The organism is Cupriavidus sp. SK-4 (assembly GCF_000611125.1).
GTDB classification, from domain to species: Bacteria; Pseudomonadota; Gammaproteobacteria; order Burkholderiales; family Burkholderiaceae; genus Cupriavidus; species Cupriavidus necator.
This window is the reverse complement of record NZ_JFJW01000002.1, coordinates 836-16,729: the sequence shown is the minus strand read 5'-3', so window position 1 is coordinate 16,729 and position 15,894 is coordinate 836. Positions and strand designations below refer to the sequence as shown.

The following is a 15,894-nucleotide window of genomic DNA, read 5'->3' as shown; positions in this document are numbered from 1 at the left end:
GCCTGATTAGAGCATATGATTCTCAAAATTCAACCAATAGAGAAATAGAATTACAATCTCCGGCGACATTGAACGACAATTCGCATGCCTGTGCTCCGGCCCGCAAATATCATGGCTATGTACCCAGAACAAGACCAAGGTGCCCGCCATGACCGGATCCCCCCTGACTGCCGCAGCCCCGGCAGCGTTTCCCCATACCGCCCCGCCAACTGCGCCGCTCGACCAGCTGGCGCTCGACCTCGAGGCCACCTTCGCCCACAGTGCGCGCATGGTGGCCAGGCACATCGCCGTGCATCTGCCGGACACCGACACGCTGCTTGCGACACTGCCGCCAGGCGCCCTGCTCGGCAGGCCGGATACCTATGCCCGCCACCTGGTTCATGCCGACCCGCTGGAGCGCTTCTCGGCGATGGTGCTGGTCTGGCGCCCGGGCCAGACCAGCCCCGTGCACGGCCATCGCACCTGGTGTGCCTACCGCGTGCTGCGCGGCACGCTGAGCGAGCAGCACTACCGGTGGGATCCCGCCAGCCGGCAGGCGCGCCATGCCAACTCCGTCTTGCGCACGGCCGGCGATACCTTCAGCGTGCCGGCCGGGCTGCAGCACATCCATGCGCTGGGCAATGCCAGCGACGAGATCGCCGTGTCCCTGCACCTCTACGGCGTGCACCGCGACCACATTGCCACCGGCGTGAACCTGCTGGTGCCGACCGCCGACGCCTAGCATCTGCCGCGCATACCAGCGCCGCGTGCGGGCGCCGGCCCACCCTCACCTGACCCGCTACGCGCCATGGACCGCTACGACAAACAGATTCTCGCCATCCTGCAGGAAGACGCCACCGTGCCGGTGGCGGAGATCGGGGAACGGGTCGGCCTGACCTCGACGCCGTGCTGGCGCCGGATCCAGCGGCTGGAAGCGGCCGGCCTGATCCGCAAACGCGTGGCACTGCTCGACGCCGACAAGCTCAATGCCGGGGTCACGGTCTTTGTCTCGGTCCGCACCAGCCAGCACAACGTGAAATGGCTCGCGCAATTCCACGGACTGGTGGCATCGATCCCGGAAGTGACCGAGTTCTACCGCATGGCCGGCGATACCGACTACCTGCTGCGCGTGGTGGTGCCGGATATTGCCGCCTACGACCGCGTCTACAAGAAGCTGATCCAGGGCGCCGAGTTGGCCGACGTCAGTTCCAGCTTTGCGATGGAGCAGATCAAGTACACCACGGCGCTGCCGCTCGATTATGCGTAGGCCGGACATCGAGCGCTGCGAGGCGTACCGGCAGTTCGAAAAGGTCCATGCCGCCTTCCGTGCCGGCGATATCGAAGTGCTGCGAGCAGCGGTTGATGATCCGGCCTGCATTCCCAACGGAACCATGCTGCCAGGGATTGGCGCTTGCCTCGAATACGCGATCTACCATAGCCCGCAGCCCTTTATCCGCACCCCGCTCGAAGCCGGCGCGGATCCCCGGCCGGCGGATCAAGCGGGCTTTCCGCCGCTGATTGCCGCGCTGTCATGCACGCTCGCCGCGCCGGGCGGCAGCGCACGCTCGGACGTGGTCGAACTGCTCCGGCTGCTGCTGGACTTCGGCGCCGATCCCGCGCAGCGCGGCATCAACGACTACACCGCGCTGCATATGGCGGTGAGCGTGCGCAACTTGCCCGCGGTGGCGCTGCTGCTCGTGGCGGGGGTGGATGCGCCTTGCCGCACGCGCATCGACGACTGCGAGACTCCGCGCGAGATGGCCGAAGCCAAACGCCACCGATTGCCAGGACACGCCGCTGTTCACGCTCGACACCATGCTGCTCAAGCGCTTTGCCACGGTGCCGGCCTCGGGCTGATCGCCGGCACGACGCAGCATCTGGGCGATGACAGCGGCCCGCTGGCGACCGCCTGAACGGCTTCCGCGGCCATGACTGGGCGGTGGGCCCGATCGTCACCTACGACACCAAGATCGGCGCCAAGAGCCTGCTGTCGCTGGGCCTGCGCTGGGTGCCCTCGGTGGCCAACAAGAACCGCCTGAAGCGCACGAATACGTTCATGGGAACGGCGACCATCGTGTTCTGAGTCCTGCAAGTTCCCAGGCGGCAAGGCAGAATGCGTCCCACGCTCCCCATCGGGCGAGTTAAAGTACGCACCCAATAGTGCCTGCGTTGATCACGCGCAAGCCCGCAACCCTTGCAAGCCTGCAGACTGGCATCCATGACCTCAGTCCCATCCTCGTCAACACGTGCCACCGGCACGAGTGCCTCAACGCCCTCGGCGCCATCAACACCCGGGGAACCCACCCCCTTGTCTCGCCGCCGGGCTCCGGTGCCGCGCGGCCGCTTCGCCTGGATCACCGGGATTCTCAGCTGGACTCTGCTGATTGCAAGCACGCTGTTCTGGTGCGCGCTGCTGTTTCCGCTGGCGCTGCTGAAGCTGGCGCTGCCGTTTGCCGCCGTCAGGCGGCGCATCGATCCGCTGCTCAACGGCATCGCGACCGCCTGGATCTCCGGCAACACCGGCTGGTTCGCGTGGATCCAGCGCGAGCCGTGGGATGTCCAGGGCAATGAGGGGCTGCGCTATGCCGACTGGTACCTGGTGAACTGCAACCATCAGTCGTGGGCGGATATCTTCGTGCTGCAGCGCTCGCTGAACCGGCGCATCCCGCTGCTGAAGTTTTTCCTGAAGCAACAGCTGATCTATGTGCCGGTGATCGGGCTGGCGTGGTGGGCGCTGGACTTTCCGTTCATGAAGCGCCATGGCAAGGCGCAACTGCGGCGCAATCCGGCGTTGCAGCGCCAGGACCAGGAAACGGCGAAGCGCGCCTGCGCGAAGTTTTCGCTGGTGCCGACCAGCGTGATGGTGTTTGCCGAAGGCACCCGCTTTACCGAGGCCAAGCGCGCGGCCCAGGACTCTCCGTACCGCCATCTGCTCAAGCCCAAGGCCGGCGGACTGGCGGTGGCACTGAATGCGATGGGCAACAAGTTCCGCTCGCTGATCGACGTCAGCATCGTGTATCCGGAAGGCGCGCCAGGCTTCTGGGACCTGGCCTGCGGGCGCGCCGGCCCGGTGCTGGTGCGCATGCGGCAGTTGCCGGTGCCGCCGGCCTTCTGCGAGGCTGATTACGGTAGCGACAAGGCCTTCCGCAGGGAATTCCACAACTGGCTGGCACGCCAGTGGGAAGCCAAGGATGCAGAGATCGATGCGCTGATGCCGCCGCGTGCCGGCTGAAGTCTCGCTACCCGGGCAGGCGGTCGACTGCCCGCTTTCCCTGCCCCACCGCCGCGGTCAGCGAAGGGCTGCCGGCGTTGTCGCTGTTCGCGATGCTGATATTGCCCACGCCGGCCAGCCCCGGCCACGCCGCGTCGGGCGCCACGTTCTCACCCGCCAGGCTGTCGGGCATATAGCTGTATCCGTGTGCCCAGCGGTTGACGGTGATGCCGCGGATCACGTCCTTCGAAGCAAAGCCTTTGTGGCCGAGCATGCGGTCCAACTGCGCACGGATGTCGCGTTCCAACGTGTCGAAGGGCGTGCCGAGCAGCAAGGCACGGCCCGCGCGGAAGCGGTCGCGCGCCTGCATGCCGCTGTCAGGCACGGTCGGCACATAGAGCATATGCAGCACGGCGGGATCGGAGGGATGTTTGCCCGCCGGCGGTTCCAGCCACAGGTCGGTATAGGCCATGGCCGGCGCGTGGATGCGGCGCGTGCGCAGCGCCGCGAACGCCTGCCAGTGGTCCAGCGCCACCTTGGTGTAGACCAGCGGCGCCTTGGCCTCGTTGTGCAGCATCTCCTTCTGCTTCGCCGGCAGCGACGGCAGCAGGTACGGGATCATCATGTTGTAGCCGGCCAGCACCACGTGGCGCGCCTCGACGCGGTGCAGATTGCCGCTGAATCCATAAGTCACGCGCGTGATATTGCCGTCGGGCTCGACCGCGATCGCGGTGCTGTTCAGGCGCAGGCGCACCGGCTGCCCGTCGCGGTCCAGGCGGCTGTAGTCGAACGCGGCCGACACCACATCGGCCGGCCGGGCGAACGACGCCACGCCAGGGATCAGGCTCTGCACCAGTAGCCGCGCCAGCGAGGCATTGCCATCCGGAAACCACAGGCGCGAAGCCGGCGACTTGCCAAGCCGCAGGTTTCCCGCCGGCGCGGGCATGTTGGCGCCGGCAGGCAGACCGATGGCAATAGCGTCGGCAACGGAGATCCCATCGGCATCCAGCGCATAGGCATCGTTGCTGCGGCTGCGCAGGAAGCGTTGCCCGGCCAGGCCGATGCCGGCCTTGTCACGCAGAAAACTTGCGTAACGCATGGCGCGCAGCGCTGCCGCTCGCTCGGCGCCGGACAACGCCGGCAGGTAATCGGTGGTGCCCGCGGCCAGCCGCGCCAGAGCGGCGCGGTCCGCCGCAGGCAGAGGCGCGCTGTCCAGGAAGCGCGACAGGGCAGCCGCATCCGGGCCACCGGCCTGCTGCCCGCTGCGAACATCGATCAGCTCGCCGAACGGATCGCCCGCGACCCACTGGTCGCGCCCGAAATGCTCGGCATCGAAGAACACGGCGCGGCCCAGGCCGAGCGCGGCATAGGGATCCGCGGGCGCCGTGCCAGGCGCGCGCGTGGCGTCGAGCCCGATCCCTGCCAGCAGTTCGCGCACCGCGGCGTCGCCGGCAGCGCTTGCCGGCATCTCGGCGCTGCCGCCAAAGGTCACCAGCCGCTGGCCGCGCACCGTGAACTCATTGCGCTTGGCATGGCCGCCGAAATCGTCGTGGTTGTCCAGGATCAGGATGCGGCGGTTGGCGCCGAAGCGGCGCCGGTAGAACCACGCTGCCGCCAGGCCGCTCAGGCCGCCGCCGACCACCACCAGGTCGAAAGCCTCGCGCGCCAGCACGACCGGGTATTTCGCGCCCTCGCGCGCCAGGCTGTGCGCCAGCGTGTAGGTGCCGGCATGGTTGCCGCGCAGGCCGGTCAGCGCGGGCGGATACGCCACGCCTGCCCCGCCGTGCTGCGCGTGCAGCAACTGCACGGGCGCAAGGCCGGCGGCAATGGTCAGGGCGGTGCCGTTGAGGAAGTCTCTGCGCGTAATCGTCATCGGGTGCTCATCGGGATGCGTCGCCTGCCGCGGCCGGGTGCTGCGCGGCCAGCGCCTTGCGCCGTGCCGCCACGGCGGCTTCCGGCACCGGCGCGGCGCGGTTGCCCCAGCTGCCACGGATAAAGGTCAGCACATTGGCCAGTTCCTGGTCGTCCAGCGTCCAGCCATAGCCGGGCATGTGGTAATCCGCCGGCGCGGTGCCCACGCGCGCGGTCACGGCGCCGTCGAGCAGCAGGTTCACCAGCGAGGCCGGGTCGGGATCGGCCACGGTCGGGTTGCCGGCCAGCGGCGGGAACACGCGGGCAAAGCCCTTGCCGTCGGCGGCATGGCAAGGCATGCAGAACACCGCGTACTGGCGCGCGCCGGGCACATCGAAGCGGCCCTGCCGCAGTTGCTGCGCGGTGGCGGCATCGTGCCGGAACGGCTTGTCCTCGCCCCGTGCGCCGGGCAGGGATTTCAGGTAGGCGGCCACGGCATCGAGGTCGGGCGCGCTCATGTACTGGGTGGCGGTGGAGATCACCGTGGACATCGGCCCGAACGAGGTTGCGTGCCCGTTGCGCCCGGTGCGCAGGAACTCGGCGATATCCGCGCGCGACCACGCGCCCAGGCCGGTGACCTGGTCGCCGGTCAGGTTGGTGGCGGACCAGCCCTCCACGCTCGCCCCGGACAGGAAATGGCGGCTGCGCTCGTCCAGCCCCTTCTCGGCGAACAGGTTGCCGCGCGGCGTATGGCAGGCGCCGCAGTGCGCCACCGCCTGCACCAGGTAGGCACCGCGGTTCCAGGCTGCGCCGCGCGCGGGGTCGGTGCGGACCGGGTCGTCATCGACGAACAGGACGTTCCACACCGCCAGCAGGCTGCGCATGCTGAACGGCCAGCGCATCTGCGGCGCGGGATTGCGCTGGGTGACCGGCGCCACCTCGGCACGCAGGTAGGCGTACAGCGACGCCACGTCCTCGGCGCGCATGCGCGCGTACGAGGGATACGGCATCGCCGGATAGAGCCGCTTGCCGTCGCGCGCCACGCCATGCCGCAAGGCGCGGTCGAACTCGGCCAGCGTATAGGCGCCGATGCCGCTGCCGGCATCGGGAGTGATATTGGTCGAATGGATCGTGCCGACCGCCGTGCGGATCGGCAGCCCCCCGGCGAATGGCTTGCCGCCTTCACTGGTATGGCAGGCGGCGCAGTTGGCGATGCGCGCCAGGTAGCGGCCACGTTCGATCTGTTGCGTGTCGGCGGCGGCCAGCGCCATGCCCACGGGCAGCAGCACCGCCAGCGTCAGGCAGGCCAGCTTGCGCAGTGCGCGGGATGTGGCGATACCAGGTCCTTGAGGCAGGAGATGCATGAGAGCAGTTTCAGGTCAGGCAGCCGACACCGCCCAGTTTGCCGCAAGCACCAGGCACACCACCAGCCCGGCGGCGACGGCCACGCCGGTCAGGATCAGCGGCACCGGGCGCAAGGTGTCCAGGTCGCGCTGGTGCTCCTGCCCCTGGCGCAGGCCAAAGAAGCCCCACAGCACGGTCCGCAACAGCCTCAACGGGTTCATGGCATCTCCTTGCACAACGCCTTTGTGTACGAGTGCCGATTATGGGCCGTCCGCGCCAGCCATAACAGCATCAGATAACAGGAAAATTTACGTATCAGTTTGCCTGCCCGGGAGATAATGCGCTCAACCGCCCCGCCCCCGCCAACCCGCCATGAAACGCTACGAAGCCCTTGCCGAGACCCTGGCCGCTGATATCCGCAACGGCAGCCTGCCGCCGGGCACGCGCCTGCCGTCGATCCGCAAGACCGTGGCCCAGTATGGCGTCAGCCCCTCGACCGCCTTCCAGGCCTATTACCGGCTGGAAGAGCGCGGGCTGGTGCGGGCGCGCGAGCGCTCCGGCTACTATGTGGCGGGAGCGGCGCGGCGCGAGCTNNNNGGCGCGGGCTGCCCCAGCCGCAGGCGCGGCCGTCGCGCCAGGTGTCGACGCAGGTCGACATCTCCAAGCTGGTCTTCGCCGTGCTGGAAGGCGCGCGCGACCGCGAGCTGGTGCAGTTCGGCTCGGCCTTTCCCTCGCCCGAGCTGTTCCCGTGGGAGCGGCTGGGCAAGTCGCTGGCGCGCGCCGGCCGCGCGCTCGACCCGTGGTACTCGGTCAACGACCTGCCGCCGGGCAATACCGCGCTGCGCCGCCAGATCGCGCTGCGCTACCTGGGCGCGGGTGCGCCGCAGCCGGCCGAGGACCTGATCGTCACCAACGGCGCGCTCGAGGCGCTCAACCTGTGCCTGATGGCGGTGACGCAGCCGGGCGACGTGGTGGCGATCGAATCGCCCGGCTTCTATGCCTCGCTGCAGGCGCTGGAGCGGCTGCGGCTCAAGGCCGTTGAGATCCCGGTCGACCCCGCCGAAGGCATCGACCTGGGCGCGCTCGACACCGCACTGTCACGGCACCCGGTCAAGGCGTGCTGGTTCATGACGCAGTTCCAGAATCCGCTCGGCGCCAGCATGTCGGAAGACAAGAAGAAGGCGCTGGTGGCCTTGCTTGCGCGCCACCAGGTGCCGCTGATCGAGGACGATGTCTATGGCGAGCTCTACTTCGGCAACCGCTGCCCGCTGCCGGCCAAGGCCTTCGATACGCAGGGGCTGGTGATGCACTGCAGCTCGTTCTCGAAGACGCTGGCGCCGGGCTTCCGCATCGGCTGGGTGGCGCCGGGCCGCTTTGGCGAAGCGATCCAGCGGCTCAAGCTGATGACCACGCTGTCGGCCGGCGTGCCCACGCAGGTGGCGCTGGCCGAATACCTGCAGCACGGCGGCTACGACAAGCACCTGCGCAAGCTGCGCCACATGCTGGAAACGCAGCAGGGCCGCATGATCGATGCCATCGGCCAGCATTTCCCGGAAGATGTGCGCGTGTCCCGGCCGGACGGCGGGTATTTCCTGTGGGTCGAGTTTGCGCCCGGCTTCGATGCGCTGGCGCTGCACCATGCCGCGCTCGACGCCGGCATCGGCATAGCGCCGGGTCCGATCTTCTCCGCGCGGCAGGGCTACCGCAACTGCATCCGGCTCAACTACGGGCACCTGTGGAGCGACGAGACCGAGGCCGCCGTCGCCACCCTCGGGCGGCTCATCGCGCAGCAGCAAGGCAGCTAGCGCGCCTCGCGATGGCGGCGCAGGGCCCACTCCAGCGTCTCGAACGCAGCCTGCACCACTAGTGCCAGCACAGCCGCCGGGATCGCGCCAGCGAGCAGCAGCGTGGTGTCGTTGAGCGCCAGCCCGGTGGCGATGCGCTCGCCGAAACCGCCCGCGCCGACAAAGGCCGCGATCGTGGCCGTGCCGACGCTGATGATGGCCGCGGTCTTGACTCCGGCCAGCAGCACCGGCAAGGCCAGCGGCAGTTCCACGTAGCGCAGAACCTGTCCGCCGCGCAGCCCGAGCGCCCGCCCCGCATCACGCATGCCCTGCGGCACCTGCTCCAACCCGGTCGCGGTATTGCGCACGATCGGCAGCAAGGCATAGAGAAACAGCGCCACCATGGCCGGCCAGACGCCGATGCGGCCCAGCAGCGGGATCAGCATCGCCAGCAAGGCCAGCGACGGCACCGTCTGCAGCACGTTGACCACGCCCAGCACAGCCTGTCCGGTGCGGCGCCGCCGCGCCGCCAGCATCCCCAGCGGCACGCCGACCAGCGTGGCGGCACCGACCGCCCCCGCCACCAGGCCGACATGGCGCCGCGCCAGGCGCGTGGTGTCGGGCCCGAACAGCGCAGCAGCCAGCCGGCCGCGCGGTTCGGCACCGTCATGCGTTGCCTTTTGCCCCGCAGTGCCGGCCAGGAACGCGCGCGCGATCGCGTCGAATGACTGGCCATCGATCTCCGCCGCCGCATTCATGGCGATCATGTCGTCGGCGCTGACGCGCCCGGCCAGCCGCTCCAATGCCTGCCAGGCCTGCGGGAAGCGCTGCGGAACGTCGAGGCGGTAGACCACTACCGCGTCGTAGCGCGGGAAGTAGTGCCGGTCGTCTTCCAGCACGTGCAGCTTGTACTTGCGGATCTTGGCGTCGGTGGAATAGATGTCGATGGCATCGACCTGCCCCGCGGCCAATGCCTCGTAGGCAACACCATGGTCCAGCCCGAGCGGGCGTTGCGGCAGCCCATAGCGGCTGGCCAGCCCCGGCCAGCCGTCGGCGCGCCCCAGGAACTCGTGGGACAGGCCGAGCCTGAGCTGCGGCTGCGCGGCGAGATCGCTCAGCCGGCGCAGCGCGCCGGCGCGGGCATTGGATACGGCCAGCGCGTAGGTGTTCTCGAAACCCAGCGGAATCGCCGCGCCCAGCCCCATCGGCGCCAGCGCCCGCTGGATGGCATCGAGCCCGGCCCCAGGAGGCAGTTTCAGGATCTCGGCGGCGAGCGTGCCGGTGTAGTCGGGATAGAGGTCGATGCTGCCGGCCTTCAGCGCCTCGAAGACGATCGCGGTATTGCCCAGCCCTGGCTGGTGTTGCGCGGCGCCGGGCGGCCCCGCGGCCTGGGTCAGCAGTTCGCCAAGGATGTACGACTCGGTGAAGCGCTTGGAGCCGACGCGCAGCGGATCTGCCGCGCGCGCCGGCATCGCGCCCGCGAGTGCGGCAGCCAGCACCCATGCCACTGCCTGCCACAGCGTGCGCCCTGTTCTCCCGATCTCCCGACTGCCGCGGATCCAAGCCAAAACGTCTGTCCCGATAGGGGGCCGGTGTGCGCCCGGCATCGCTACATCATAGCTGCCGCATGTCCTTATCCCGAAATAGTATTTGCCATTTGCATGATGAAGGCGTAAAAATCCGGATTACACATACATCAATTCCGAGACCCAGCCCGCCATGGAAATCCGGCAACTGGAAGCCTTCGCCGCAGTCGTCACCACCGGCAGCGTCACCGCCGCCGGGCGCCTGCTCGGCCGCTCGCAGCCGGCCATCACGCGGCTGATCCAGGAGCTGGAGGCCGAGCTGGGCTTTGCCCTGTTCACCCGCAGCGGCCCGCGCGTCAGCCCGACCGAGCAAGGCTTCCTGCTCTATGACGAAGTCGAGCAGACGCTGGCGGGCATGCAGCAGATCCGCACACGCGCCGCGGCGCTGGCGCGCGGCGATGGCCGGCCCCTGCGCATTGCCGCGACCCCGGCGCTGGCGGCCGGCCTGCTGCCGCCGGCGCTGGCGCTGGCCTTTGAACGCGGGCTGTGCGCGCCGGAGCGCGTGGCGGTGCAGAGTGTGTCGCCCGAACAGGTGGTGCACGCGGTGCTGACCGGCGCCGCCGACATCGGCCTGAACAGCCTGCCGCTCGAACACCGCGGCGTGACCGTGCACTGGATCGGCCAGTCCGCGTGCGTCGCTGCCGTGCGTGCCGACGACACACTGGCCGCGCAGCCTGCCATCGCGCTGCAGGACTGCCGCGGGCGCCGCATCGTCACCATGCAGAACCCGTACCGGCTGCGCCGCCGCGTCGATCGGGCCCTGGCTGGCGCCGGCGTGCCCGAAGCGGGCGTGATTGACACCAATACCTCGATCAGCGCGCTGACCCTGGTGCGCGCCGGGCTTGGCATCGCCGTGCTGGAACCGGTGACCGCCCGCGGCCTGCCGCTGGCAGATATCGCCGTGCGGCCCATCGATGCCGATATTCCTTTCTACTTCGGCGTGATCACGCCACAGGCCCGCCCGGCCAGCACGGCGGTGCTGGGGCTGGTGCAGGCCGTGGCCGACGCCGCCGCCGGGCTGCTGCCCGACCTGGTGCGGCGCGATCCCGCCGAACACGGCGCGCTGCTGCAATCGCTCTATGGCGATGCCAGCGACGACGCTGACACGCCTACACAAGATGCCGGACTTTCCAGCCATGACTGACCTATCCGCCCCCGCCCTTACCCCCGCCGCCGGCCTGGCCGCGCTTGAAGCGCGCCTGCGCCAGGACCTGTCCTGGCTGGACCTGCCCGCCAGGGCCTGGACCATGCCGCGCAGCCACGATGGCCAGGACGTGCTCGACGTCGCCGTCATCGGCGGCGGGATGGCGGGACTCGCGGCCTGCGCCACGCTGACGCACCTGGGCATCCGCGTGCGCGCCTTTGACCGCGCCCCGGCGGGCTTCGAAGGCCCGTGGGCCACCACCGCGCGCATGGAGACGCTGCGCTCGCCCAAGCAGCTGACCGGTCCCGCGCTGGGCCTGCCGGCCCTGACCTTCCATGCCTGGTTCGAGGCCCAGTTTGGCGAGGCCGCCTGGCAGGCGCTGGACAAGATCCCGCGGCTGCAATGGATGGACTACCTGCGCTGGTACCGCCAGGTGCTGGCGCTGGATATCCGCAACCAGCACCAGGTCGATGCCATCGTGCCGCGCCCGGACGGACTGGTGGCGCTGTCGATGCAGACCCCGGACGGCCCGCACACCGTGCTGGCGCGCCGCGTGGTGCTGGCCACCGGCCGTGACGGCCTGGGCGGTGCCTACGTGCCGCCGGTCGCGGACACGCTGCCGCGCCACCTGTGGGCGCATTCGTCGGACGAGATGGACTACGCCAAGCTGCGCGGCAAGCGCGTGGGCGTGGTCGGCGCAGGCGCCTCGGGCATGGACAGCGCCGCGACCGCGCTGGAGGCGGGCGCCGCCAGCGTCGAAATGCTGATCCGCCGCCCGGACATTCCGCGCGTCAACAAGAGCAAGGGCGCCGGCAACCCTGGCCTGACCTTCGGCCACTACGGGCTGTCCGATGCCTGGAAATGGCGGCTGCGCAATTACATCAACACCCAGCAGGTGCCGCCGCCGCGCGGCAGCACGCTGCGCGTGTCGCGCCATGCCAATGCCTACTTCAACCTGGGCGCAGCGCTGGAAGCGATCGAGGCGCAAGGCGATGTCCTGCACGTGCAGACACCGCAGGGCACGTTCGAGCTGGACTTCCTGATCTTCTCGACGGGCTTCCGCATCGCGCTGGAATCACGGCAGGAGTTCGCCGCCTTCGCCCCGCATATCCGCTTCTGGCGCGACCGCCATGCGCCGCCCGCAGGCCAGGAAGACCGCGAGCTGTCCGACTCTCCCGATCTCGGCGAAGCCTTCGAATTCCAGGAGAAGACGCCCGGCGCCTGCCCCGGCGTCACGCGCATCCACTGCTTCTGCTATCCGGCGGCGCTGTCGCACGGCACCGTGTCCGGCGACATCCCGGCGATCAGCGACGGCGCACGCCGGCTCGGCCAGGGCATTGCCGCGCTGCTGTACCAGGAAGACGTTGAGCTGCACTACGCCGCGCTGCAGGCCTATGCCGAACCCGAAGTCTTCGGCGACGAATGGGTGCCGGCCCCGCCGCCGGCGCTGCGCGCAGCCAAGGCCTGAATCCCACCCCGACCTGAACCTGGAGAGTCCGATGACCCAGCCCCCGACTTCCACGGTCGACCTGATCGACCAGCTCACCGGCCTCGCGCCGGGTAGCGCCACGCACGCGCTGCGCCACCAGCGCAACAAGGTCGTGGCCGCCACGCAAGGCAGTTACGACGCCCTGTTCGACCCCGCCCTGCCTGGCCTGTCGCTGGCAGAGCGCCTGCTGGTTGCGCTATACGCGGCACGCCTGACCCCATCGCCGGCGCTGGCCGCACACTATCGCGCGCGCCTTGAGCAAGCCGGCGCAGATGCCAGCCAGGTCCGCGCCGCAGCCGAAGGCCAGCCGGAAGATATTGCCGACACGCGCCTGCGCGCCATGTTGGACTTCACCCGCAAGCTGATCGAAAAGCCCGTTGAGGGCGACAAGGCCGCGCTGCAGGCCCTGCCCGCCGCCGGCCTGAGCACGCCGGCGGTGGTCACGCTGGCGCAACTGATCGCCTTCCTGTCGTACCAGGTCCGGCTGGTGTCCGGCCTGGATGCCCTGAAAGCACTGAACGACAACGCCGCAGGAGCCCAGGCATGAGCGAGATCATCAAATCCCACGGCTTCACCAATGAAGTCCTCGACTGGAAGGCCTGGCTGGACGTGGTCGAACTCGACCAGGCCACGCCCGAGCAGGTCGCCGTGCTCGAAGAGAGCCACCCCAAGGCCAAGGTCCAGGACTACTACCGCTTCCTGGTCCACCAGCCCGAAATCCTGCGCCAGCGCTCCACCGCCTTCAACGCCATCATGTACGCCCCCGGCGGCATGCCGCGCGCCGAACGGGAGCTGTCCACCACGGTGGTGTCCCGCATCAACGGCTGCGTCTACTGCGCGTCGGTCCATGCGCAGCGCTTCGAACAACTGGCCAAGCGCAACGACGTGATCCGCCAGGTGTTCGACGATCCCCATACCGCCGGCACGACTGCGCGCGAGCAGGCAATCGCGAAGTTCTCGATCGAACTGACCGAGCGGCCCGCCGAAGTCACTGCCGAGCAGCTCAAGCCGTTGCGGGAAGCGGGCGTCACGGATGCGGAAATCCTGGACCTGATCCACTCGATCGCCATCTTTGCCTGGGCGAACCGGCTGATGCTGAACCTGGGCGAGCCGGTGTTTCCGGAGCAATCCGGGGAGTAGGCCGTCAGGCGCCAGCCGCAACGCACGCGGGCGCTCAGCCCGCGTTGTGGTGCACCGCCAGCCAGACACTGGGCTGGCTGGCATCAGTCCATGACACCCGGTGGCGGCAGTGGGCGGGAAGGTGCAGCCAGTCACCCGGCTTCATGGGATGCTGGCCGGACTGGCCTTCGATCTCGATGGCGGCGCTGCCGCTGACCAGCAGCACCCATTCCGCCTCTGCACTGTCGTACCAGAAGCCTTCGGGACTGGCCTGCCCGTTGGAGACGATGCGCTCGATCCGCAGCCCGGGCCGTTCCAGCAGCGGCTGGAAGAGTTCCTGCGCCGAGCCGGCCGGCACATCCGCCAGCAGGTTTCCGTGTTCAGGCTGCATGCTGCCTCCGGGAAGTCGTGGTTGCGGGACCCGTCAGGTGCCCGGCCCCGGCGCGAGTACGTCGCGCGCGCCGTTGCGGCCCATCGGCGACACCAGCCCGGCCACCTCCATCTGCTCGATCAGGCGTGCCGCGCGGTTGTAGCCGATGCGCAGCTGGCGCTGCACGGCCGAGATCGAGGCGCGGCGGCTGGTCAGCACAAAGCTGGCGGCTTCGTCGTAGAGCGGGTCGGCCTCGCCGTCGCCGCCGCTGTCGCCGAACAGGTCGGCGCTGCCGGCATCGGCCGGGTCGCCGGCAAGGATGGCTTCATCGTAGTCCGGCTCGCCGAATTGCTTCCAGTGCTCCACCACGCGGTGCACTTCGTCGTCGGCAACAAAGGCGCCATGCACGCGCTGCGGATAGCCGGTGCCAGGCGGCAGGAACAGCATGTCGCCCTGGCCGAGCAGGCTCTCGGCGCCCATCTGGTCGAGAATGGTGCGCGAATCGATCTTGGACGAGACCTGGAACGCCACGCGCGTCGGGATATTGGCCTTGATCAGGCCGGTGATCACGTCCACCGAGGGGCGCTGCGTGGCCAGGATCAGGTGGATGCCGGCGGCGCGCGCCTTCTGTGCCAGGCGCGCGATCAGTTCTTCGATCTTCTTGCCGGCGACCATCATCAGGTCGGCCAGTTCGTCGATCACCACCACGATCATCGGCAGGCGCGACAGCGGCTCGGGCGCGTCCGGCGTCAGCGAGAACGGGTTCGGCACTTTGCGCTCGGCGGCCTCCGCGGCGCGGATCTTCTGGTTGTAGCCGGCCAGGTTGCGCACGCCCAGCGCGGACATCAGCTTGTAGCGCTTTTCCATCTCGCCGACGCACCAGTTGAGCGCGTGCGCGGCCTGCTTCATGTCGGTGACAACCGGCGCCAGCAGGTGCGGGATGCCCTCGTAGACCGACAGTTCCAGCATCTTGGGGTCGATCATGATCAGGCGCACGTCTTCGGGCGTGGCCTTGTACAGCATCGACAGGATCATGGCGTTGACCGCCACCGACTTGCCCGAGCCGGTGGTGCCGGCCACCAGCAGGTGCGGCGCGCGGGCCAGGTCGGTCACCACCGGATTGCCGGTGATGTCCTTGCCCATGGCCAGCACCAGCCGCGAATGGTGCGCCTGGAACGAGGCCGCGTTGACGATCTCCGACAGCCGGATCATCTGCCGGCGCGCATTGGGCAGCTCCAGCCCCATGCAGGTCTTGCCGGGAATGGTCTCGACCACGCGGATCGAGGTAACGCCCAGCGCGCGCGCCAGGTCTTTCATCAGCCCGACCACCTGGGCGCCGCGCACGCCCATGGCGGGCTCGACCTCGAAGCGGGTGATCACCGGGCCGGCACCGGCGCCGACCACGGCGACTGGCACCTTGAACTCGGCCAGGCGCTGGGCGATCAGCTCGCCGGTTTCGCGCAGGCGTTCTTCCGACACCTGTTCGGCACTGTCGACCCCGGTCTCCAGCAGTTCGGCCGGTGGCAGGCGGTAGTCGACGACGGGGCGCGGAGGCGGCGGCGCAACCGGCACCGGCACGGGCGCCGGCTGGGCGGCAGCCAGCGGCACGGTGCGGCCGACCACGGCGGGCAGCACGATGCGCGGCTTGGCGGCCGGGACCGGAGCCTGGTTCAGTGCAGGCGCCTCAGCGGGCTCAGGGACTTCCGGGACTTCAGTCGCTGCAGGCGGCTCTGCTGCCTCAGCAGGCTCGGCCGCATCCGCTTCCGCCTCCTCGGCGATCAGGCCGTTGCCGTCCATCAGTCCGTCTGTTTCGTTGTCCTCGGCCGGTGCCGGGGCGCTGGCATCGAGAGCGCTGCCCTCTTCCATCGCGGAGCTTGCCACGGCCTGGGCTACGGCCTCGGCCTCGGTGACATCCAATTCGGGTGCGGCCGCTGCCAGCGCTTCAGGTTCAACAATGACAACGACGTGATCTCCGCCCCCGGCTTCGGTTTCGGTTTCGGTTTCGGTTTCGGCTACT

General features: G+C 69.1%; 14 protein-coding genes and 3 pseudogenes. 11 read left to right on the top strand and 6 right to left on the bottom strand.

What is annotated here, in order from left to right:
* Window positions 1-148 precede the first annotated feature (148 nt).
* The 5 genes and pseudogenes from CF68_RS00095 to CF68_RS00080 all read left to right on the top strand — a co-directional run bounded on the left by CF68_RS00095 (window position 149) and on the right by CF68_RS00080 (window position 3,211).
* Window positions 149-721, top strand: a complete 573-nt coding sequence (locus tag CF68_RS00095; protein WP_035814973.1) for a cysteine dioxygenase family protein — start codon at window positions 149-151, stop codon at window positions 719-721.
* Window positions 722-787: 66 nt separating this feature from the next.
* The gene (locus CF68_RS00090) at window positions 788-1,246 is read left to right on the top strand and encodes an Lrp/AsnC family transcriptional regulator (RefSeq protein ID WP_013956597.1); all 459 of its coding nucleotides are present in this window, start codon (window positions 788-790) and stop codon (window positions 1,244-1,246) included.
* Window positions 1,239-1,679, top strand: a pseudogene (locus tag CF68_RS37855) (ankyrin repeat domain-containing protein); the annotation flags it as partial. The gene CF68_RS00090 and the pseudogene CF68_RS37855, both read left to right, overlap by 8 nt.
* A 70-nt stretch (window positions 1,680-1,749) precedes the next feature.
* Window positions 1,750-2,062, top strand: a pseudogene (locus CF68_RS35800) (transporter); the annotation flags it as partial.
* 246 nt (window positions 2,063-2,308) lie between these two features.
* Window positions 2,309-3,211, top strand: coding sequence for an acyltransferase (locus CF68_RS00080; protein WP_035814968.1), 903 nt, complete (start codon window positions 2,309-2,311; stop codon window positions 3,209-3,211).
* Between the two features lie 7 nt (window positions 3,212-3,218).
* Here the strand turns inward: CF68_RS00080 and CF68_RS00075 are convergent, their stop codons facing one another.
* From CF68_RS00075 to CF68_RS00065, 3 genes are read right to left on the bottom strand one after another with little or no spacing between them, the layout of a single operon-like run.
* Window positions 3,219-5,063, bottom strand: a complete 1,845-nt coding sequence (locus CF68_RS00075) for an FAD/NAD(P)-binding protein (protein WP_035814965.1) — start codon at window positions 5,061-5,063, stop codon at window positions 3,219-3,221.
* A 7-nt stretch (window positions 5,064-5,070) separates the two neighbouring features.
* Window positions 5,071-6,405 carry a cytochrome c gene (locus CF68_RS00070; RefSeq protein ID WP_035814964.1) on the bottom strand — a complete coding sequence of 445 codons (1,335 nt, stop codon included), beginning with the start codon at window positions 6,403-6,405 and terminating at the stop codon, window positions 5,071-5,073.
* Window positions 6,406-6,420: 15 nt separating this feature from the next.
* The gene (locus CF68_RS00065) at window positions 6,421-6,606 is read right to left on the bottom strand and encodes a DUF2970 domain-containing protein (RefSeq protein WP_010811552.1); all 186 of its coding nucleotides are present in this window, start codon (window positions 6,604-6,606) and stop codon (window positions 6,421-6,423) included.
* A gap of 151 nt (window positions 6,607-6,757) precedes the next feature.
* Here CF68_RS00065 and CF68_RS37850 point away from each other — a divergent pair.
* Both CF68_RS37850 and CF68_RS00060 read left to right on the top strand, forming a co-directional pair.
* Window positions 6,758-6,978, top strand: a pseudogene (locus CF68_RS37850) (GntR family transcriptional regulator); the annotation flags it as partial.
* Between the two features lie 4 nt (window positions 6,979-6,982).
* On the top strand, window positions 6,983-8,190 hold a 1,208-nt coding region (locus CF68_RS00060), incomplete at its 5' end, for a PLP-dependent aminotransferase family protein (protein WP_235205613.1).
* Here CF68_RS00060 and CF68_RS00055 read toward each other — a convergent pair.
* The gene (locus tag CF68_RS00055) at window positions 8,187-9,641 is read right to left on the bottom strand and encodes a glycine betaine ABC transporter substrate-binding protein (protein ID WP_235205618.1); all 1,455 of its coding nucleotides are present in this window, start codon (window positions 9,639-9,641) and stop codon (window positions 8,187-8,189) included. The two genes, CF68_RS00060 and CF68_RS00055, sit on opposite strands and share 4 nt — an antisense overlap.
* Before the next feature lie 247 nt (window positions 9,642-9,888).
* Between CF68_RS00055 and CF68_RS00050 the strand changes: the two genes are divergently transcribed.
* From CF68_RS00050 to CF68_RS00035, 4 genes are read left to right on the top strand one after another with little or no spacing between them, the layout of a single operon-like run.
* Window positions 9,889-10,899, top strand: a complete 1,011-nt coding sequence (locus tag CF68_RS00050; RefSeq protein WP_035814962.1) for a LysR family transcriptional regulator — start codon at window positions 9,889-9,891, stop codon at window positions 10,897-10,899.
* Window positions 10,892-12,367 carry an FAD-dependent oxidoreductase gene (locus CF68_RS00045; RefSeq protein WP_035815114.1) on the top strand — a complete coding sequence of 492 codons (1,476 nt, stop codon included), beginning with the start codon at window positions 10,892-10,894 and terminating at the stop codon, window positions 12,365-12,367. The genes CF68_RS00050 and CF68_RS00045 overlap by 8 nt, the downstream gene beginning before the upstream one ends.
* Window positions 12,368-12,398: 31 nt before the next feature.
* Window positions 12,399-12,935, top strand: coding sequence for a CMD domain protein (locus CF68_RS00040; RefSeq protein WP_035814959.1), 537 nt, complete (start codon window positions 12,399-12,401; stop codon window positions 12,933-12,935).
* Window positions 12,932-13,528, top strand: a complete 597-nt coding sequence (locus CF68_RS00035; RefSeq protein WP_010811546.1) for a peroxidase-related enzyme — start codon at window positions 12,932-12,934, stop codon at window positions 13,526-13,528. Before CF68_RS00040 ends, CF68_RS00035 begins: the two co-directional genes overlap by 4 nt.
* 34 nt (window positions 13,529-13,562) lie before the next feature.
* Here CF68_RS00035 and CF68_RS00030 read toward each other — a convergent pair whose 3' ends face one another.
* Window positions 13,563-13,898 (bottom strand): cupin domain-containing protein, encoded by a 336-nt coding sequence (locus CF68_RS00030; protein ID WP_035814956.1) that lies wholly within the window; start codon window positions 13,896-13,898, stop codon window positions 13,563-13,565.
* Window positions 13,899-13,931: 33 nt separating this feature from the next.
* The coding region (locus CF68_RS00025) for a DNA translocase FtsK (protein ID WP_035815112.1) at window positions 13,932-15,894 on the bottom strand (1,963 nt) is incomplete at its 5' end.